We start from the raw sequence: 19853 nt of genomic DNA, 5'->3' as shown, positions 1-19853 counted from the left end.
ACACCGTTAGAAAAAGAGAAGCGCTACTTTAATAAAAACCTCTTATCAGGTGTCCTAAATTAGTTGACCACTACAGAGGATAGCAATGTCTGTTTTGAGAGACGCAGATAGTAGAAGGATAAAAGCCTAATGGTCTATCGAGCAATACTCTTTTGATTAGTAGGTTTTATGATACGCCATAATATCAGCACATGTACTATGAGTAATATACTGAAGAAAATCAAAGACTGCTCAGGGATACTCAGTCCCATGAAGGTCCAGTCAATCGCGGCGCATTCGCCTGAGCCTGCAAAAACCTCTTTGAATACTTGCAGCATAGGAAGGGTGTCAAGCCAATAGTTAAGCCCTGGACCACATGACGGCACTTGATCAGCAGGTAAGTGCTGTAGCCAAACATGGCGTCCTGCCACAGAAGTCGCCCAACCAATACCTGCCAAACTGCCAAGCCACAATAGCAGTCTCATCACTTTAGACTTGGGATTAAATAGTGCTGCTATCAGGGCAAAACCACCCATGATGATGAGACCAACACGCTGAAAAATACAAAGCGGGCAAGGTGAGAGCCCTAGATTACGCTGTAAATAGAGCATCGCAAAACTCATGCCTATTATGGCCATTAGCACCAAAAATACTTGCAAGTTACGGTAGGTGGTTAACTGTCGCATTGTGCGGTTACTCTTATGTGTTTATCTACAATAGATATTGGGTAGCAATCAGAATTTAGCGATTAAGGTTTAGCGATATTGTTGCACAAATTCCATGAAGTCTTCTGTCTCAGACTGTTCAATCTCAGCTTGCTGTAAGATGGATTTTTCTGCCAACACTTCATATTTCGCTTGGTTATTTGGGCTGAGTGTCAGCTGCAATAGAGATTCACGATGCTGCTGAGCCAACGTAAAGCCAAGCTGCCATAGACTGCCCAAACGCTGACTATCAGAATTGACTTGTGCAGAAATAGTCGATTCAGAGTGTCCCGCTTTGCCTTGCATCAATGCCACAGCTGCACGGTAGTCATTACCGCCATAGTGAGCATCAAGCAATGCAGCAAGTGGCTGCATGCGCTCTAAATGTGTGAGCATCCAGCTTTCGAGAGATTGTTCTTGGCCATTATTAATGATGTGTAAATCATCACGGCGGCCTTCGTTGACGACCCGCTCAAGATTGATGGCTAGGATATCTTCTTCTTCAGGGAGCAGATCTGGCGAGTCATTGAACAGACAATACAGCGCCATCACTTCTAGGAAGCAAGCACTAGACAGACGAATACCAACATCACTATATGGGTCGAGATCGATAGCACGGAATTCAACATAGGCAATACCGCGACGTTCAAGTGCTTCGGTCGGTGTCTCACCACTCATCGCAATTTGTTTGGGACGAATAGGGCTGTAATATTCATTTTCTATCTGGAGGATATGATTGTTAATTTGGATAGGATTGCCATCCGCATCTTCTAGGCCAAGCTTCGCAAAGCGCTCGTGTGGCGTTTGAATCGCACGGCGTAGACCAGCGACGTACTCTGGCAGATAGTTATAACGAATATCAAGTTGCTCTTGCACGCTATTGGTATAGCCAAGCTTACCCATGCGCAGGCTAGTCGCGGCAGGCTTATAATAGGTGGAGTCGTTGAGTCGCTCCAAATCATGCTCGCGACCCGCTAAGAAACAAGGACAAACGCTTGGACTGGCACCCAATAGATAGAGAACCAGACTGGTTAATCGCTTAAAGTTACGGATAAGCCCTAAGTATTTTTCGTTTTTAAACTCTGTTAGCGTTTGGGTTTGGGCGGTTGGTGTTTTGGCTTGCCATGTTTCAAACAACGTATCACCAAAAGACAAGTTATAATGCAAACCTGCAATCGTTTGCATGCGGCGACCATAACGAATGCCCAGACCACTACGATATAGGGTTTTTAGCTTACCCGTATTAGAGCTACCATAATCAGCCAATGGGATATCTTCATCATTCGAGGACAGCATGCAAGGCATTGATAGTGGCCACATCAGCTCACCCTCAGGCATACCCTGATAGACCAATACGTGCAACTGGCGCAGCATATTGAGTGTCTCTTTTGGTGAAGTCTTGGGGTCAGTGATGAGCTCAAGTAGGCTTTCTGAGTAGTCAGTCGTGATAAATGGGTGGGTAAGTTTTGACCCAAGTTTGGCTGGATGCGGCGTCTGCGCCAAGTAGCCATCAGGCCTGACGCGCAAACCTTCTTTTTCGATACCACGTAACATGCCTGTTAAATGCTCGCTGTCAAACCAGCTAGGCAGTTCAAAGTTTACAAAGCTACTCGCAAAATTACTCATAATAGTCATCTATTGTTATTTATTATGGCGGATCAAAACACGACTAGCGCTTGACCATAAAAGAGGTAAATATTGGATTAAGGATTCCGTCAGTTTAGCTCAAAGCTGCCCTGAAAACCACGGACAATTACAAATAGGATAAGCTTTACAATGGCTTATCTGCCTGAATTTCCATGGGTGGTTAGGTCGTATTATTGGTACATAACGCCATGATTCATGCGCTCTGAAACCAAGGAAGCAAAAAGCATCTACCTGAGAGATAGATGCTTTGACTGTCATGCTCTAAGCCCGCCAGCACAAGGATAGCGCACTATATATGTATAAATGGCATCTTAATGATCCAGCGGCTACACGCATTTAAATAGAGAATGATGAGCCACAGCCACAAGTAGTCGTTGCGTTCGGGTTGGTCACGATAAAGCGTGCGCCTTCTAACCCTTCAGTGTAGTCAACGGTAGAGCCTTGCAGATATTGATAGCTCAGCGAATCAACCACTAAGGTCACATCTTCATTGTCAAAGTTAGCATCATCTTCATTCAACTCATTGGCAAAATTAAACCCATAAGAAAAACCTGAGCAGCCACCGCCAGTCACATAGACGCGTAGCATAAGGTCGCTATCACCTTCTTCTTCACGTAGGCGGCGTACTTTTTGTGCGGCACTATCGGTTAGGCTTAATACCGTTGGATCTACTGGCTGGCTCGAGCTTGGACTAAATTGGTTGGCTGATTCGTTCATATCTACCTCAGTTGCTAGGATCAAATGCGGTCGTCGTCCTGTTTGGGTTTGCAATGAAATGGTTGCAAATAAAGATACGCACGGCGTTTGATTGAATTGGGTGCTGTTATTAGGATAAAGCTATTGGTGCATTATAAGCTGTTTGTGCCATATCAAGCTGGTATTTGTGCCATCACCACGCTTTATTGATTGTGAGCACTTATCTTTTAGCAGTATATCATAATGGGGGTGCTGATTCGTTTGTCAAGAGTGACGCCGCTAACCGAATTTAACCCATGATATATGAGCCTTTATGCTCCTCATAATTGACTATAAAACCAAAGGCTTTTTATCTGAATAAATACTTAGTTTTGAAATAGTTATTTAATCGTTTGCCTATCGGGCAAGCGTTTGAAATAATAGCCGCCAGTTAGCATGCCAGATGTGTGTTTTTATTGCCTTATTTTTTATATTACTGTTGAGATGAAGAAATTATATGATCGAATTTAAAGACGTTGGTGTTCGCCGTGATGGTCGTGAATTGTTTGCAGGGGCAAGCTTCCAGCTACATCCGGGTCACAAGGTTGGCTTAACAGGCAATAACGGCACTGGCAAATCTACTTTGTTCGCTTTATTACTCACGCGAATGGGTAAGGGCGATACGGAAGTGACCCTTGATAAGGGCGAAGTGAGCATTCCTGACAGCTGGCATGTGGCGCATATGGCGCAGGAAGTTGGCGCGACTAAGCAGACAGCCATTGATTATGTATTGAGCGGTGATGAGCAGTGGTATGAGATTAATGCTTCGCTAAATGATTTGAGTAGCGTCAGTGATGAACAAATTGGGATATTGCATCAGCAGTTTGATGAAATTGATGGCTATCGTACGCCCACCAAAGCGGCGCAAATTATGGCAGGTCTTGGCTTTAAGACGAGTCAGCATGAGCTACCAGTAGAAGGTTTTTCGGGTGGTTGGCGTATGCGCTTAAACCTTGCCAAAACTTTGATGAGCCGTGCGGATCTTATGTTGCTCGATGAGCCGACCAACCATTTGGATTTGGATGCGATTCTTTGGCTAGAAACGTGGATCAATGCTTTTATGGGTCTCGTGATTGTCATCTCACATGACCAAGCGTTTTTGGATGCGACGGTCGGTCATATTTTGCATGTCGAACAACAAAAAATCACCCTTTATACCGGTAACTATCAGCAGTTCATTCGCACCCGTCATGAGCGTATGGCACAGCAGCAGCAAGCGTTTGAGAAGCAAGAAGCAACCAAGGCACATTTGGATGACTTTATTCGCCGTTTCCGTGCCAAAGCCAGTAAAGCCAAACAGGCCCAGAGCCGTATCAAGCAGCTTGAGCGTATGGCGGAGCTGTCTCCTATGATGGCGGACAACCCGTTCTCGTTCCGTTTTTATGAACCAGCCAATATGAGCTCACCGCTGATTGAGCTGACGAAAGCGGATATTGGTTATAGTGACGTACCACTGCTGCATAATGCCAATGTACAGGTGACGCCAGATACGCGTCTTGGCCTGCTAGGTATGAATGGCGCAGGTAAATCAACACTCATTAAGGCGTTGGTTGGTGAGCTTGGTGTATTAACAGGCACGTATCGTATGTCTGATACGCTGAAACTGGGCTATTTTAACCAGCATCAAATGGACATCTTAGATGCTAAAGCCACTCCGATAGAGATGCTACGTCGTCTAGCGGGCAAGACGTCTGATGCGATGCTACGTTCATTCTTAGGTAGCTTTGACTTCCGTGGTGAGCGTATTGACACCCCAAGTGAACTGTTCTCAGGTGGTGAGCGTGCGCGTTTGACGCTAGCCTTAATTGTTTGGCAACGCCCGAACGTGCTGGTACTTGATGAGCCAACCAACCATTTAGATTTGCAAATGCGTCAAGCATTGACCATCGCGCTACAAGGCTTCGAAGGGGCAGTGGTACTGGTCTCGCATGATCGAGAGTTGATTGCTAACGTTTGTGATGAGCTGTTTTTGGTACATGACGGTATTATCGAAGAGTTCGATGGCGACATCAGCGACTATGGCAAATGGCTGGCAGAAAAGCGCAAACAAGAGAACGCATCAGATAAAAATACTGGCAAGAAGAAAAGTAAAAAAGAGAGTAAAAAATTCGTTTCACGTGAAACAGATAATAGTCAAATCAGCAACAAAGCAGCTGATACTTCATCAAAAAGTAAAGCTGTAACGCCTGCACTTAGTAAAGAAGAACAGCGTAAATTGGCTGCTGAACAACGCAAAATCACTGCACCTATCCGCCGTGAGATAGAAGACACAGAAAAGCTATTGGCTAAGATTGATGGCCAGCTCGTGACGCTAGAAGAAAAGCTGGCTAACACGGATCTGTATGAAGAGAGCCGTAAGTCTGACTTGCTCGTATTACTCAATGAGCAAACAGCGCTACAGCAGCAGCATAGTGATAATGAAGAGAGATTACTGGTATCGATGACGACTTTAGAAGAAATGGAAGCCAGATTTGAGTAAAGAGACAGCAGTCGGTATTGGCTTATATCATCCATTATAAAAAAGGGAGGGCGTTAGCCCTCCCTTTTTATTACATTATTCCTTACGATATTTACCATCACCGTAAGACAGTATTTTCATTGTCGTTGTACATAATTGACAGTTTATTTGACCAGCAGCGGCTTTTGATAAATCTAGAATACGACCTCGAATAAAAGGGCCTCTATCTGTGATTTTTACAATAACACTCTGCTTTGTCTTTTGGTTGGTTACTTGTACTTTTGTACCAAATGGTAGAGTTTTATGAGCAGCAGTTAAAGAATGCATATCAAAAATACTACCACTAGCCGTTCGTTTGCCATGAAACTTACTACCGTAATAACTGGTGTTGCCAGCGAAAACAGTGGTACTCAGCAATAGTGATAACGTGACAACCAAGGACCTGATTAAATAAGACATTCATTACCTTTAAGTAATTTATAAAATAGACAGATACTCTTGCCTATGTTACCCACACTCCCTATGAGTATGAATAATATAGATATTTTACAATAAAGAGCTTGTCATAGTATTACTACTGTGTAAAAAACTCATAATTCCAAATACTTGTTTTTTATGAAGAAAAATAAATTTTTAGGAATAAATAACGGGTTTATAGAGATTGATTATCATAAAGAAGCCAACAAAATATTGCGGTGTTAGTCATTCAACATGAGTAGCTAATAGATGAACAGTAAAACGATTGATATGGCATGAGTAACGTTATAAAAATTTGATTAAAAACAAACCAAACTGATGTAAAAAAAACTTGCTATATTCTTACTATTTTGTACAATGCGCAAGGTTAAACATTATTCTGGAATGTCAATCAAAGATACTCATAATAAGTTTGATTGTATTGTCAAATAACCTATTTTTTATCCTCCTTTAAGGACATTTTATGTTGAAAAAAATTGCGTTTGCTTCAGTTGTTGCTGCTATGATTCCGTTTAGTGCAGCGAATGCGGATCTTGGTTCTAACTTTAAGACAGCAGATACGGGTCGTACTATCGAACAGATTTACAAGCAGTGTGGTATCGGTGGTGCTTTGTTTGGTAACTCAAGCCCTATTCTTGCTATCATCTCTAACGTGACTTGGGATCTAGGTACGACAGCTGCTACCTCTGATTCTATGTCTCCTGCCACTTGCCAAGGTGGTAATGTTAAAGCTGCTGTCTTGATCAAAGAAGCATTCCCAAGTGTAGAAAAAGACCTAGCTTCAGGCCAAGGCGCGCATTTATCAGCACTACAGAGTGTTGCTAACTGTGATTCAGCTGCTAGCGTACGTGCACAATATGGTCAATATGCTCAAACTTCTGCCTATCGTACTGCTACGCAAGATCAAAATGCAGAGATGCTATTTGGTATCGTTAAGCAAAGCTGTGCTATCTAAAGATTAAAAGTATTAGGTATTCAGCTGTTATTTGAATGCGGAAGCTTTTGATTATTTTATGATGAAAACACGTAAGCCCAGCGCTTACGTGTTTTTTATTGCTCATGTATTTAGGGTATCTGGATAAAATGCAAAAAATATTGTTATGGGTAGCTTGTTTTGCGGCAACGACTGCTGGTGCGGCAGCGCTTGATGAATCAAATGCTTATATCCCAAAGCCAGTAATGATGGACAAAGAAGATAAGATTGCTTCTAACACTGATACGGCTATTGAAGCGCATTTGGCTATCAGCGAACTCAATAGTTTGCCAAGTCTTGAGCAGAGCATACAACAACTGGCAGAAGAGCAAGTACAAGAGCAAAAACCAAACACTAATAAAAATATTGTTATCGATCCCTTAACCCTAAAGTCATTGGCGAAGCATCCTCAGTGGCAGCATTTATTATTTTATAAAAATGGTAAGGCGGAAGTTATCTCGCCAGATTTTTATTTAACCAACCCCAAGCCACGTTCGAAACGCAATTTTGATCCTTATGCAGAACTCTTGGCAACGATAGAGCAAAGTAACGATGAAAGCGTCGTCTGTAAATATCCAGCCAGATATTTATGGCTCACTCATCACCTACCTGAATTGAATGTCGATCTTAAAAATTGCTCACAATTACCAGATCCTAATCAGGAAATAAGCCTGATTTTGGTGAGCAATTACCTAAAAAATCCAGCCTCATCATTCGGTCATGTACTGGTCAAGACCAATATGCCTATAGATGATGCAGATTCTATGGTGCAGGATGTCAGAGAGCTTTCTAGCGAGGATTTGCTTAATAGCTCATATAACTTTGGCGCTCGCATTCCAGCAAATGAAAATGGCGCTATGTACGCTATTAAAGGGCTTTTTGGGCTTTATGATGCGGGGTTTTCGGAGACGGAATTCTTTAAGCAAGATGCGGTATACTCTAAGAATGAGCAACGAGATATGTGGGAGTATGTGCTCAATCTTGATACATTCGATACGCAATTATTGAACTACCATTTATATGAAGCAAAATCCGCTCGTTTTGACTATTACTTCATCAAGCAAAACTGTGGTTATCGTTCAGGCGAGATACTTGAGCTGATAAGCGATGTAAAAACGACTGAGCGAATAGGCCCTTGGTATGCACCAGATTATGTATTCGATCAGTTATTAGAGCATGAAGGCGAAACTGAGTCTGAGTCACTCGTATCTTCGGTACGTTATTTGCCGTCTGAGCAAACGCAGTTGCGTGAGAAGTTTGTACAGCTCTCAAAGCCAATACAAGACATCATAAACGCTGTCATTCGTACAGAGGACACTGCGCCACTTGCTACGTTGGACGAAGAGAGCAAAGCACTTGCACTTGATTTCTTAATTCTGCATCGTACTTATAAAATATCACAAGACAACACGCCGAAGCAGCAAGCCTTTAAAGGCGTGCTGCTCAGTCAGCGTTTTACACTACCAGCCAGTAATGGTTTGGCTCAGCTGCCTGTCCCGAATAAAGCGTCTCCAGCATTGAGCAATAAAACCACGCAGACCAGAATCGTTTTATCTGATGAAATGGCAGAAGTTGGTTTATCATTATTTGTGAAAGACCCACTCAACGCCTATACGGATATTGATAAACGTTTTGAAGCGGTCAAGGCTTCATTGGGCTATAGTTTTGATGAGCGTCAATGGACGTTAACGGATTTTGTATTCTTAGACATGCAACAGATTGAAGATCTTAGACAACCGTTATCAAGTGAGCCTAAATTGTCTTGGCAACTAAAAACAGGCGCTCGTACCGATTGGTTTACGTGTAAGCACCATAGCCCTTATGCACAAGCTGGCATTGGTGCAGGTGCCAAATTTGGCCAGCATTTACTTGGCTATGGTATGGTCAATGCGACTGTCCATGACCAAGACAAACATGCAGATATTGGTATTGAGCTTGGTTTACGAGCAAAACGTGATAGTCAAAGTGCTGAGTTGTCTTATATTGCCTCCAAACGAGAGGGGTATAATGCCATTAATCTGACCAAACTCACAGTACGCCAACAGTTATCTAAGAATAACGATGCCAGACTGATAGTGACGTATTCTGACACAGTAACGGCTGATAATGATGTGATATTAGATGACTCAGATACGTTAAATACGGCAATAGCTTGGCATCACTATTGGTAATATTTATACGACCGTCTTTATTTATTATTGCTATTATAATTAGGTCATCGCCACAACCTGATATGTCGCAGTCAAATAAGCTGTCACACTATACCGTTTAAAATTGGCATACCAGTATCATCAACATGCTTTTATTTTGAGGACTAATAACATGGCAGAGAAAAACTACTATGACATTTTAGGGGTCAAAAAAGACGCCTCAGACGCCGATATCAAAAAAAAATACCGTAAGCTCGTTCGTCAATATCATCCTGATGTCAGCGACCATCTGGATGCTGATAATAAGATTGCGGAAATTAATAATGCCTACGAGACCATCAGAGACAAAGACAAGCGTGCTGAATATGATGCCATGCTAGACAATCCTTTCGCTGGTCAAAGTGGTGGTTTTTCTGGTCAGTCTGCGGGCAGTGGTCAGGGTGGATTCCGTTGGGAAGATGTCAAAGACCAGTTCGGTGATGGCGAAGCCTATGGCGATGGTGGTTTCCGTTTCGATGATATTTTTTCAGCATTTGGTCATGGCGCGCGTGGCTCGACTAACGGTCAAGCTGGTGGCCAATCACAACGTGGCGGCTTTGGGTCGCAAGATAGCAAAGGTCTAGACCAACATGCAGAGATTACGGTTGATTTGGCCTCGGTCTATAATGGTGACGACTACAGTATCAAATTAAACGTACCTGTTCGTCAGACCAATGGCAGCGTAGATTATGATAATAAGACGCTCAAAATTAAAATTCCTAAAGGCATCACTGATGGCAAACAGATTCGCCTAGCAGGACAAGGTGCGGCGGGTGCTGGTCGTGGTAAAAACGGTGATTTATTTCTAAAAGTCAAAATCCTGCATGCAGATAACATCCGAATAGAAGGGGCTGATGTCTATCAGACTGTCAATATAGCGCCATGGGAAGCGGCTTTGGGCGACAAAACAACTGTCAGTACGCCTGCAGGAAAGCTTGGCGTGACCATTCCTAAAAACAGTAAATCTGGCAGCAATCTACGACTAAAAGGTAAAGGCATTCCAGCCAAGCAAGTGGGGGATTTATATTTGACCCTGAATATTGTTAATCCTGATATCAATACTGAGGCTGCTAGCCAAGCTTATGAGCAATTAAAACAGGCCTTTGCTGAGACGAGTATAGAACGCTAATGGAAATGCTTGGCTTGGTAACAGTTTAATGACAGTGCTTAATAACAATCTGATACCACTGCAACAGAGATGAAGACCATACGATAACGATGAAATAAAGCGCAAACGAGGATAATAGCTATGAAACACTCGCCTGAATTGACCGATATTATCATGAGCTTAGATGAGCTAGTATCTGCCTGTGGCCAAGAGCGCCAATGGGTTATCGAATTGATTGAAGAAAATATTATTGAATATGATGTGCCAGAACGAGAGCAGTTTACTGGTTATCAGCTGACGACTGTGCGCCGTGCCTCACGACTTAGCCGCGACTTTGAAGCCAGTGTCCCTGCGATTGGTCTGATACTTGAGCTGTTAGATGAGGTGGAGCAGTTACGCCAATTAAAACGCCAACTAGACCTGCAAGCACCAGTGATTGAAGTGGATATTGAGGTGAAATAATTAGTGGTAAAAATTACTCCTATTAGAAAACTCGATTTCTTTCTTGCTGTAAATTTATTTGTTGTGAGTGGTGTGCTAATGACGGCATATCCTGATATGAGCTTTCCCAAGGAAAACGAGCTAAATTATTATTCTGGCAAGCTAGATGTTTTGAGAGTAAGGCCTGATCCTGACTCAAAGTCGATGCACCAATATTTGGCTTTTTATGATAAAAAGACTAAAACAATACTGGAGTTTTCCTGCGCATATTCACAAGCATTTTTTGGTACATCTGACCGCAGTTGTGGTTCAAATGAAGATTTTGAGCCCTATATTGGTCAGATGGCCACTGTTGGATGGTATGAACAAGACGGTTTTCCAAGTTGGTCCAATAACAGGCTGCAGGTGGTCACTTTAGAGTCAGAAGATAAAGTTATACGTAGTTATGACGACACTGTGGCAATACTTGAGAGTGATAAAAAACGATTAAGATATTTCATGCTGTTTATTTCATTAGCGTCTATATTTGTGTACTGGTCTCTTGGTAAGCTGCCACGACACTAATAAATAATAGCCAATAAAAAAGGGCCTCAATGATAAACTGGGCCCTTTTTTATTTTTAGCTTCTTTATTTATAGCGTTTAACTTTCTATAAATTAACGAGAATACGTCGGATCAGCGGCTGCTGTGAATAGCACGTCGGTTGACGAGTTCAGCGCTGTTTCTGCTGAATCTTGGATCACACCGATGATGAAGCCGATCGCAACCACTTGCATAGCAATGTCGTTTGGAATACTAAATAAGCTTGCGGCTAGTGGAATGAGTAGCAATGAGCCACCAGCGACACCAGAAGCACCGCAAGCACTGATCGTAGCAACCAGACTGAGTAGAAGCGCAGACGCAAACGTTACTTCGATACCCAAAGTATGTGCCGCTGCAAGCGTTAAGACGTTAATCGTAATCGCTGCACCTGCCATGTTGATGGTGGCACCTAGCGGAATGGTCACTGAATAAGTGTCTTCGTGCAGACCCAGTTTACGAGCAAGGTTCATGTTGACAGGAATGTTGGCCGCTGAACTGCGCGTAAAGAATGCGGTAATACCTGACTCACGTAAGCATGTAAATACTAGCGGATACGGGTTTTTGCCCGTTTTGATCAGCACGATAATAGGGTTGGCAATCAGAGCGATGAACAGCATACAACCGATCAGCACCATCAAAATACGCGCATAACCTGCCAAAGAAGCAAAACCTGTCTCAGCGACGGTATTGGCGACCAAACCTAAGATACCAAAAGGCGCTAGAGCAATAACCCATTTCACCACTTGTGAGATGGCATCAGAAAAATCACCAACCACGGTACGTGCGGTATCGCTGGCTTGACGCAATGCAAAACCAATGATGACAGCCCATGCTAAGATACCGATATAGTTGGCGTCAGCGATGGCACTGACAGGATTCGCCACCAAATTCATCAGTAGGTTGGTTAATACTTCTTTTAGATTGGCTGGTGGTATTTGCTCAATCGTAGCATTGACCAATACCAATTCGGTTGGAAATAAAAAGCTCGCTCCTACCGCTGTTAATGCCGCCAAAAAAGTGCCGAACATATACATGATAAGCACTGGTTTGACATAAACTTCATTGCCACTGCGGTGTTGGCTAATCGCAGACATGACCAAAACAAATACCAATATAGGGGCCACTGCTTTTAGCGCACCCACAAATAATGTACCAAGCAAGCCTAAGGCAATCCCGACACTTGGCGCGAGCCAACCGATTAATATCCCTAAAATCAAACCAATAATAATAAGCGGAACCAGCCCTATACGCTGGTACATCGCAACTAATGAACGCATCTATACATCCTTAATTTAGTTAATATAGCCAAAGCATTGGTCAGTGATGATAGCGATCATTTCGCTTCATACAGTTAATGTACTATCCGTGTTTGGTTGTCTGACACTTGCTTTAAATGGTTTTGGCTATAAATAAGACATTTATAAAAAAAACAAAAAAACCAATAAAAGGATAGTAGCACTTTTTTAGATAAGCGCCTACCTTTAACCCATACCTGTCTAAGCGGATAGGTCTGTTACAGAACGCAGTATGAGAAAGTAGGAGATATTGTTTATCGTGAACAATGCAGAGGTTTTAGCTCGTTCACTATTTAGGGGTCAGAGTGAGGACATGCCCTAGTGATTAGGTGTGGAATTAAACCTTAAAATGAGTCAGCTCATAGCCTAATTGTTGATAAGCTTTATACTTATTACGACCTTCTTCAACACTGATCGCATCAGGTTTTATCAGCTCAAGCACTCGAGTTGGTTGCGCGTTACTAGTCGCTGCCATAAAAGTATTCACGGGATGTATCGTAGTATTGAGCACGATTCCCTTGAAATCGGCTGGCATATGGTTGCCAAGTAGAACAGGTGCTAGCGATTCGTGATTAGTATGGGCAGTAACAGTATCCACATTAATGCCTTCAGTATCAGTACCTTTCGCACCTGTATCCAAAAGGCATTGATGTGGTATAAAGCTCGTGGCCTCTTGTGCCCAAAACGCCTCATCAAGCGACGACAGTAACGCATCATCTTCGATAAGAATCAGCAGTGACTGCGTGCTTTTATTGAGTGCCGTTTGGGTCAATTGACAAATAAAGCCCAAGAAGTCTTGGGCTTTACTCTCGCTTAAAACATAAAAGCTAATTTTCATAAATTGACTAAACCATGTCTGCGCTATTTTTTAGATATTGCATAAATAGTGGTACTGGACGACCAGTTGCAGCTTTGTCTTTACCTGAGTTCCATGCGGTACCAGCGATGTCTAAATGCGCCCATGCTTGACCTTCTTCTACGAAGCGAGACAAGAAGCAAGCAGCAGTGACAGCACCTGCACCTTTACCACCGATGTTTTGCAAGTCAGCGATAGGCGATTCGAGCTGCGCTTGATATTCGTCATCTAACGGCATATGCCAGATGAGATCGCCTGATAAGTTACTGGCATTTTCTAAGTCAAACAATACGTCTTCATCATTACTAAAGACAGCCGAGCGAACACTACCGAGTGCAACCACACAAGCGCCAGTCAAGGTTGCAACATCAATGATAGCTTTTGGCTGATAGCGCTGTACGTAGCATAAAGTATCTGCCAATACTAAACGACCTTCAGCATCAGTATTCAAGATTTCAACCGATAGACCATTCATTGCTTTGACGATATCACCTGGACGCGTCGCATCACCTGATGGCATGTTTTCAGCACAAGCTAGCGCGCCGACTACGTTGATTGGTAGACGTGCTTCACACAATGCTTTGATTGTGCCAAGTACTGAGGCTGAGCCACCCATATCAAACTTCATCTCATCCATCGCCGCACCGGGCTTGATTGAGATACCGCCTGAATCAAAGGTTACGCCTTTACCGACCAATACGATAGGAGCATCATCATTTGCTACTTGCACATTTGCATCGTTGGTTTTAACCGCTTTTTTGGTTGGCAGTTTATCAGCCAATGCTTTTAGACCACCGCTGACTTTTGCACTGTTAGTCGTTGCTTTGGTAGAGCCAGCATCACTACTGAAGTTGGATTTACCGCGATACTCCATGAGCACCAGCTGACCTTCTTTGGTAGAGCCTTGCGCGACTGCTAAGAAGCAATGCATACCTAGCGCGGCCATCTCATCTTCACCCAATACCTTAACCGTTAGTAGATCAGGATAGGTTTTTGCCAGCAGTTGTGCTTGCCCAGCCATGTACGCTGGGAAACAAATATTACCTGGCTCATTGGCCACATCGCGAGTCAGACTTTGACCTGCAAATACTGACTGAGCAAATGCGAGCGCAGGCTGTAATGCAGCATCAGCAACTAGGTAGATATCAGTTAGTATTGGCGTGGCTTGTTCAGATTTATATTTATCAAAGCGGTAGCTCGCTGCCAACAGATTAAGCGCAAATTGACCGAAGTGATTTTCTTCTAGTGCATCACCCAATGCGACAGTGATAGACGACACCCGCTTTTGCGTGCTGCTATAAATAGTATTAGCAATTTTTTGCAGGACAGTGTTGTTGAACTTATCCGTATTACCCACACCGACTAATAATAGTTGTACAGGGTTTTGCTTGGTGGTTTTTTTGTCACCTGCCAATGCATAATCGACAACCGTTTCACCAGCTTTCCCTTTAAAGTGTGACACGTCAATCAATTGCTCAATACGTGCCGTGTAATCGGTTAGAGCAGATTCAGCCAAGATATTTTTCTTATCATCGACTAACACGACCAAACAAGCTTCATCTTTGCTCTTGGCTTCTTTTTTTAGAATTTTTTGTGTATGAGTCTTTGGTAAATGCTGAGATAATTTAATATTCATCTAGTTATCCTTATTAGAGTCATGAAATTATAGAATTTGTGTGATTGCTTATACCTGTTAAATTATTAGATTATTTGGTCTGTCGAGCAATCACAACAGTGTAGCATATTGCGATAATAGGGCGCAGTTAGCAAGGCCTAGGTAATCCATTTGAATTATCGTGCTGTGCTAACTGACGCGATCACTTTATGATTGCATGATCATTCTGCGATGAGGCCTACATATTAGCCATTAACCAGCTCGTCAGTCGTTACCATCGCGGCAAATCTGTCTTGCAGCGCTGCCATCGCAGTATCGTGCATGACTTCAGCGCTGATCGTGTCTCTTGTAGCGCTCGGTAGATCGCGAGTGGCACAGGCATCATGGCACACAAAACTGTCAAAGCCTAAATCAAATGCGGCGCGGGCGGTTGAGCTGACACACATATGGCTCATAAAACCCGCAAAAATAATCTGCTTTTTTTGTGCCGCTGTAATAAGTGCTTGAAGCTGTGTGTCGTGAAAGGAATTGGGATGCTTTTTGGTAATCACTGTTTCGCCATCATGTGGCTGTAATTGCTCGATAATCTCGACATTGGAAGATAAAGGATCAAAGACATTACCGTTATCCTCACCGTGATGAGCGATATGAAAGACAGGGATGGCCTGTGCGCGGGCTTTATCAAGCAGTAAGCGCGCATTGGCGATGGCGTTGGTGCAAGCTTGTCCTAATGGCATCGCACCATCGACATATTCGTTTTGATAGTCGATAAGGACGATGGCGCAATTTGACCAATCAAGGGTATCAAATGTGCCGCCAGCGAGTTCAAGTAAAGTAGCAGGTGTTGAAGTGGTTTTATACATTCTTAGTATGCTCCGTTGGGTGATATAAAAATATTTTTGAATCCCATTCAGTCTAGCAATTTATACCAGAGATACACCCTCAAGGATACGAATGACAAACAAAGTTTTCCAAAATAACCAAAGAAAAAACGTAACGGAAGAAACGTGATTCATCAGATGTTATTTAGGACGTAATCCCTCCTTTATTCAATATTTGATATATTTTGCACTCATTGACAATAATGCGCTATCAGCAAGGTGTGCGTAATGTTTTCAAACACATTTCACAGCCATTTTTGGCCAAAACATGCTAGCATTGACGGTTATATCTGTCGCTTGTGTTTATGGAGTGTGACTAATCAGTCGCTCGGTAACGTTTACTATTATTTGAGTATTTGACTGATTCAATATCATGCCCATTATGCGTCACCGTGCCGCTTGAATTTGACGATAAATTCTCAATCACTCACGCGCATACCAACTGTTTAAGAGTACCCATTGTGATATTACGCCGCTATATGACTCGACAAGTTGCCTCGACCACTGCCTTGGTGTTGGGGTTTTTAATGGTAATGATGCTTGGCGGTCGTTTAATACGTTATTTTGGCATTGCGGCTGAGGGACGTTTGGATGTCAGCCTGCTGTTTACGATCATTGGGTACAACCTGCCGTATTTTTTAGAGTTGATTTTACCTTTAGCCTTTTTTATCGCTTTGATGTTGGTGTTTGGCCGCTTGTATGTCGATCAAGAAATGGCTGTTATCAATGCCAGTGGCGTGTCTCGCGGTAAGCTTGCTCGATTGATAACACCATTGATATTGGCCTTGTTCGTTGGTGAAGCCGCATTATCTATCGTTGGCAAACCTTGGGGCGTACGTTCGTCTGAGGCAGTGTGGCAACAGCAAGCGTTGACCAGTGCGTTTGATTTGATTCGTCCAAACGAGTTTATCAGCAGCGGCAATTATCATTTATACGTGGGTAGTCTCAGCGATGATAAGAAAAAACTGCAAGATGTGATATTGATTCAGTCTGAACCTGCATCAAAAGGCAGTGCTGCTAACAGTGTCGATGCTAATGTTAATACTAGTGCCACTGCCACTGATATGAATAATACCATTGATAAAGAGACAGCCGAGCAAATTGGCATCTCTGATATACCAAAAGATATTATCAATAGTGGCGCAAAAAACATCAGCAAAGACACAATTACGCTGGCCAAGCGTGCCGAGCAAGTAGACACGGGTAGCAGTGGCATCACCCAACTGGATCTGTTCCAAGGACGTCGTTATGAAGTCGGCGCAGGCAGTCTAAAGTACAATCAAGTCGCTTTTGATCGCTATCGCATTACCTTGACGGAGTCTTCGCAGGAAATCATCACCGAAGACAATATCGAAACCCAAGCAATTGGGCCTTTGTGGCAAGCAGCGACTGGTAGCGCGCAAGTGGACAATACCAATGCATTACGTGCGGCTCAAGGTGAGCTTGGCTATCGTTTTGCCTTACCGTGGTTGATGATTATCGCGCCTATGCTGGCAGTGCCGCTTGCGCAAGTACGTCCACGACAAGGGCGTTGGTTGCGTCTCTTTCCTTCTATCTTGTTATTTGTCAGCTGCGCGCTGGGTATCATTTCACTCAAAAACGCAGTGAGCAAAGACAGTGTCAGCGTATGGGCGTATGCATGGCTAATTTTAGGGTTTATGGCATTGGCACTTTATATGAATTGGGGCAGCCGTGTACAGCATCGATTGCGCTTTCGCAAACCAGACAATAGGCTGGCTGCCGCTACTTCCAACCCTTCAGTCAATGGCATGGACAATCAAAACAACAGCTCACAAGGAGGGCAGTCTTAATGCGCTCTTTATTTGCTAAATCTGCAGAGTCTGACCAATTGGCCAAAAAACCTGCCAATTTAAAAGTCCTTAGCCGCTATGTCAAACTCAACGCTCTATTGGCTATTATTGCTGCCATTATTGGTTTGTGGGCATTACAGCTGGTTTTTTCGTATCTATCAGAGCTAGAGTCGCTAGATGATAGTTATACGATGGGTGAGGCGCTCAAATATATCTTTTATCGTTCGCCTTACTTTTTAGAGCAATTCATTCCAACGGGTGCGCTACTTGGGGCCGTCATAGGATTGGGCTTACTGGCCAATAAAAGTGAGCTGGTCGTCATGCGCGCGGCTGGGGTCAGTATCTATCGCATCGTCGGCTGGGTATTACAGCCCGCTTTGATATTTGTGCTATTGGCCTTGGCCATCAATCAGTTTGTTCTACCGTATTCTAACCAGTTGGCAAAACAGATTAACGATGAGGATAGCACCTCGCTGGTCACTTCGGTACGTGGCTATTGGACAGTACAACCACGATTTGAAAACGCAGAGGATGGCAGTGCCACACCAGATGGTAGCGATATTTTATATATCGATTATGCTGATGTCGCAGGCAATATTGGCGAAGTGAAGCGCTGGCATTTGGACAATAACGGTAATTTGCAAACCGCTGTCCATGCTGAGGGTGGACAATATATGGGACGTGAGCCAATAGATGTAAACAGTGACAAGCCGAGCGAGCAGTATCGCTACGAGTGGCAGCTGAATGATATGGTTAAGCTCAGCATCAATCAAGGATTTGAGAGTAGCCAAGCCATTTCACCATCAGACACGCTAAGCTTACCATTTGCTCCAGAGTCTGTGTATCTGCTAACGCGTAAGGCAGAGGATTTGTCATTGACGCAACTGTATGAGCATCGTACGTTTATGCGCCAACAGGGCAATCGCTCCTTAGATCATGAAGTTGCCTTTTGGCAAAAGCTGCTATCACCGTTGTCAATATTGTCACTGGTCATCGTTGCTTGCTCGTTTGTCTTTGGCTCACTACGGACGCATAGCTTGGGCTTGCGTATTGTGGTGGCGTTATTGTTTGGTTTGTTGTTCAGCTATATTCAAGACTTAGTTGGTTTTGTATCGCTGGCGACAGGTTTTTCACCCATGCTCATGGTGCTATTGCCAATTATTGGTAGCGCACTATTAGGCGGATATCTAATAAAACGCCAGATGTAAAATAACAGTGGGTCATACCAAACAAAAAGCACGCTAAATTAAATTTAGCGTGCTTTTTTATGTCGATTTCAATTTCAGTTTAAATGACTGAAACTCAATCGCGTAAAGTTAAAACTAGTCTTTAGTCGCCATGGTAATGGTATACGTCTTACCTTGCTTGACCTTATCGCTATTGCCAAACACTTCGGTAAATGAGCGCTTCACAAACTGACGTAGGCCATTGATGGTCACTACATAAAAACGGCCGCCTTTACGCATGCGTGCATAGGCATCGAGGAAGTACAGATAATGCTGTTCTTTACCTACTTTGGCTGGTAAGTTCGACATCACAAGGCTAAAGTCTTTGTCTTTTGCCACATGGTTAAAGCCATTTGATAAATGCACATCGACATTTTTCAGACCGTTTTTCTCACAGTTACGGCGCGCATATTCTACTGCCATAAAGTCTTTATCAATCAACGTATGCAGACCGTTTGGACATTCACGCGCTGCTGTCATACCAAGTACGCCATAGCCACAACCTAAATCGATAGAATCGTCATCCGCTTGAAAATCCACATAATCAAGCAGCATCAGGCTACCATCATCAAGTTTTTGCGGAGAGAAAATACCCCACGTGGTCGAAAAATCAAACGGCTTGCCAAGCACCTCTTGGCGAAAATTGATATCTTCGCGCCAGTGTTCGGCATTTTTTAATAGGTCAGCAGGTGGTCTATGGCTCATGAGATTCTCGGATAATAGATAGGTAAAAGGTAGTGCGCAGCCCAGTTAGGCAGCATGTATATCATGACGCACTTTAATAAGGGTATTGTAACTAGAAAAGGGTAAACTTGCAGCATCCTATTTCTAGAACTGCATTTTGCTGTATCGCAAAAATTTTTAAGAAAAAATGCT

17 protein-coding genes are annotated in these 19853 nt (G+C 43.3%); 8 read left to right on the top strand and 9 right to left on the bottom strand.

The window, feature by feature from the left end; genetic code table 11:
• Positions 1-134: 134 nt before the first annotated feature.
• The 3 genes from QL982_RS07445 to erpA all read right to left on the bottom strand — a co-directional run bounded on the left by QL982_RS07445 (position 135) and on the right by erpA (position 3047).
• A complete protein-coding gene (locus tag QL982_RS07445; protein WP_290163241.1) occupies positions 135-665 on the bottom strand; it encodes a disulfide bond formation protein B in 531 nt (176 codons plus the stop codon).
• Positions 666-734: 69 nt separating this feature from the next.
• The gene (gene gshA / locus QL982_RS07440; RefSeq protein WP_290163239.1) at positions 735-2309 is read right to left on the bottom strand and encodes a glutamate--cysteine ligase; all 1575 of its coding nucleotides are present in this window, start codon (positions 2307-2309) and stop codon (positions 735-737) included.
• 357 nt (positions 2310-2666) lie between these two features.
• Positions 2667-3047: an iron-sulfur cluster insertion protein ErpA gene (gene erpA / locus QL982_RS07435; RefSeq protein WP_110922102.1), complete on the bottom strand. Its 381-nt coding sequence runs from the start codon at positions 3045-3047 to the stop codon at positions 2667-2669.
• Positions 3048-3522: 475 nt separating this feature from the next.
• Here erpA and QL982_RS07430 point away from each other — a divergent pair, with 475 nt between their 5' ends.
• A complete protein-coding gene (locus QL982_RS07430; RefSeq protein ID WP_290163236.1) occupies positions 3523-5544 on the top strand; it encodes an ATP-binding cassette domain-containing protein in 2022 nt (673 codons plus the stop codon).
• A 75-nt stretch (positions 5545-5619) separates the two neighbouring features.
• Here QL982_RS07430 and QL982_RS07425 read toward each other — a convergent pair whose 3' ends face one another.
• A complete protein-coding gene (locus QL982_RS07425) occupies positions 5620-5982 on the bottom strand; it encodes a septal ring lytic transglycosylase RlpA family protein (protein ID WP_290163234.1) in 363 nt (120 codons plus the stop codon).
• 481 nt (positions 5983-6463) lie between these two features.
• On the opposite strand from QL982_RS07425, the gene QL982_RS07420 reads away from it, so the two are divergent.
• The 5 genes from QL982_RS07420 to QL982_RS07400 all read left to right on the top strand — a co-directional run bounded on the left by QL982_RS07420 (position 6464) and on the right by QL982_RS07400 (position 11275).
• Entirely contained in the window at positions 6464-6955 is a 492-nt protein-coding gene (locus QL982_RS07420; RefSeq protein ID WP_290163233.1) for a DUF3015 family protein, read from the top strand.
• A gap of 128 nt (positions 6956-7083) precedes the next feature.
• Positions 7084-9144: a DUF4105 domain-containing protein gene (locus QL982_RS07415; RefSeq protein ID WP_290163232.1), complete on the top strand. Its 2061-nt coding sequence runs from the start codon at positions 7084-7086 to the stop codon at positions 9142-9144.
• Positions 9145-9295: 151 nt separating this feature from the next.
• A complete protein-coding gene (locus QL982_RS07410; protein WP_290163231.1) occupies positions 9296-10291 on the top strand; it encodes a DnaJ C-terminal domain-containing protein in 996 nt (331 codons plus the stop codon).
• A 120-nt stretch (positions 10292-10411) separates the two neighbouring features.
• Positions 10412-10732, top strand: coding sequence for a chaperone modulator CbpM (locus QL982_RS07405; RefSeq protein WP_110922096.1), 321 nt, complete (start codon positions 10412-10414; stop codon positions 10730-10732).
• Between the two features lie 3 nt (positions 10733-10735).
• Positions 10736-11275: a hypothetical protein gene (locus QL982_RS07400; RefSeq protein WP_290190250.1), complete on the top strand. Its 540-nt coding sequence runs from the start codon at positions 10736-10738 to the stop codon at positions 11273-11275.
• 92 nt (positions 11276-11367) lie between these two features.
• Here the strand turns inward: QL982_RS07400 and sstT are convergent, their stop codons facing one another.
• From sstT to QL982_RS07380, 4 genes are all read right to left on the bottom strand, one after another.
• Positions 11368-12570, bottom strand: coding sequence for a serine/threonine transporter SstT (gene sstT / locus QL982_RS07395; RefSeq protein ID WP_290163229.1), 1203 nt, complete (start codon positions 12568-12570; stop codon positions 11368-11370).
• 355 nt (positions 12571-12925) lie between these two features.
• Positions 12926-13426 carry a DNA polymerase III subunit chi gene (locus QL982_RS07390; RefSeq protein ID WP_290163228.1) on the bottom strand — a complete coding sequence of 167 codons (501 nt, stop codon included), beginning with the start codon at positions 13424-13426 and terminating at the stop codon, positions 12926-12928.
• Between the two features lie 7 nt (positions 13427-13433).
• Positions 13434-15080: a leucyl aminopeptidase gene (locus tag QL982_RS07385; RefSeq protein WP_290163227.1), complete on the bottom strand. Its 1647-nt coding sequence runs from the start codon at positions 15078-15080 to the stop codon at positions 13434-13436.
• A gap of 224 nt (positions 15081-15304) precedes the next feature.
• Entirely contained in the window at positions 15305-15922 is a 618-nt protein-coding gene (locus tag QL982_RS07380; RefSeq protein WP_290163226.1) for a cysteine hydrolase family protein, read from the bottom strand.
• 497 nt (positions 15923-16419) lie between these two features.
• Here QL982_RS07380 and lptF point away from each other — a divergent pair, with 497 nt between their 5' ends.
• Both lptF and lptG read left to right on the top strand, forming a co-directional pair.
• Entirely contained in the window at positions 16420-17751 is a 1332-nt protein-coding gene (lptF, locus tag QL982_RS07375; RefSeq protein WP_290163269.1) for an LPS export ABC transporter permease LptF, read from the top strand.
• Positions 17751-18959, top strand: coding sequence for an LPS export ABC transporter permease LptG (gene lptG / locus QL982_RS07370; RefSeq protein ID WP_290163225.1), 1209 nt, complete (start codon positions 17751-17753; stop codon positions 18957-18959). The genes lptF and lptG overlap by 1 nt, the downstream gene beginning before the upstream one ends.
• A gap of 114 nt (positions 18960-19073) precedes the next feature.
• On the opposite strand, the gene QL982_RS07365 is transcribed toward lptG, so the two are convergent.
• Positions 19074-19682 carry a methyltransferase gene (locus QL982_RS07365; RefSeq protein ID WP_290163224.1) on the bottom strand — a complete coding sequence of 203 codons (609 nt, stop codon included), beginning with the start codon at positions 19680-19682 and terminating at the stop codon, positions 19074-19076.
• Positions 19683-19853 lie beyond the last annotated feature (171 nt).

The sequence above is a fragment of the Psychrobacter sp. 5A.1 genome (assembly GCF_030407455.1).
Lineage (GTDB): Bacteria > Pseudomonadota > Gammaproteobacteria > Pseudomonadales > Moraxellaceae > Psychrobacter.
Note: the sequence above shows the minus strand (reverse complement) of the source record. Positions and strands in the feature narration are given on the sequence as shown.

Coding starts and splice junctions, on each gene's coding strand:
- QL982_RS07365 (WP_290163224.1), bottom strand. CDS start 19,682: ATGAGCCATAGACCACCTGCTGACCTATTAAAAAATGCCGAACACTGG.
- erpA (WP_110922102.1), bottom strand. CDS start 3,047: ATGAACGAATCAGCCAACCAATTTAGTCCAAGCTCGAGCCAGCCAGTA.
- QL982_RS07390 (WP_290163228.1), bottom strand. CDS start 13,426: ATGAAAATTAGCTTTTATGTTTTAAGCGAGAGTAAAGCCCAAGACTTC.
- QL982_RS07420 (WP_290163233.1), top strand. CDS start 6,464: ATGTTGAAAAAAATTGCGTTTGCTTCAGTTGTTGCTGCTATGATTCCG.
- sstT (WP_290163229.1), bottom strand. CDS start 12,570: ATGCGTTCATTAGTTGCGATGTACCAGCGTATAGGGCTGGTTCCGCTT.
- QL982_RS07405 (WP_110922096.1), top strand. CDS start 10,412: ATGAAACACTCGCCTGAATTGACCGATATTATCATGAGCTTAGATGAG.
- QL982_RS07380 (WP_290163226.1), bottom strand. CDS start 15,922: ATGTATAAAACCACTTCAACACCTGCTACTTTACTTGAACTCGCTGGC.
- gshA (WP_290163239.1), bottom strand. CDS start 2,309: ATGAGTAATTTTGCGAGTAGCTTTGTAAACTTTGAACTGCCTAGCTGG.
- lptG (WP_290163225.1), top strand. CDS start 17,751: ATGCGCTCTTTATTTGCTAAATCTGCAGAGTCTGACCAATTGGCCAAA.
- QL982_RS07410 (WP_290163231.1), top strand. CDS start 9,296: ATGGCAGAGAAAAACTACTATGACATTTTAGGGGTCAAAAAAGACGCC.
- QL982_RS07385 (WP_290163227.1), bottom strand. CDS start 15,080: ATGAATATTAAATTATCTCAGCATTTACCAAAGACTCATACACAAAAA.
- QL982_RS07415 (WP_290163232.1), top strand. CDS start 7,084: ATGCAAAAAATATTGTTATGGGTAGCTTGTTTTGCGGCAACGACTGCT.
- lptF (WP_290163269.1), top strand. CDS start 16,420: ATGACTCGACAAGTTGCCTCGACCACTGCCTTGGTGTTGGGGTTTTTA.
- QL982_RS07425 (WP_290163234.1), bottom strand. CDS start 5,982: ATGTCTTATTTAATCAGGTCCTTGGTTGTCACGTTATCACTATTGCTG.
- QL982_RS07430 (WP_290163236.1), top strand. CDS start 3,523: ATGATCGAATTTAAAGACGTTGGTGTTCGCCGTGATGGTCGTGAATTG.
- QL982_RS07445 (WP_290163241.1), bottom strand. CDS start 665: ATGCGACAGTTAACCACCTACCGTAACTTGCAAGTATTTTTGGTGCTA.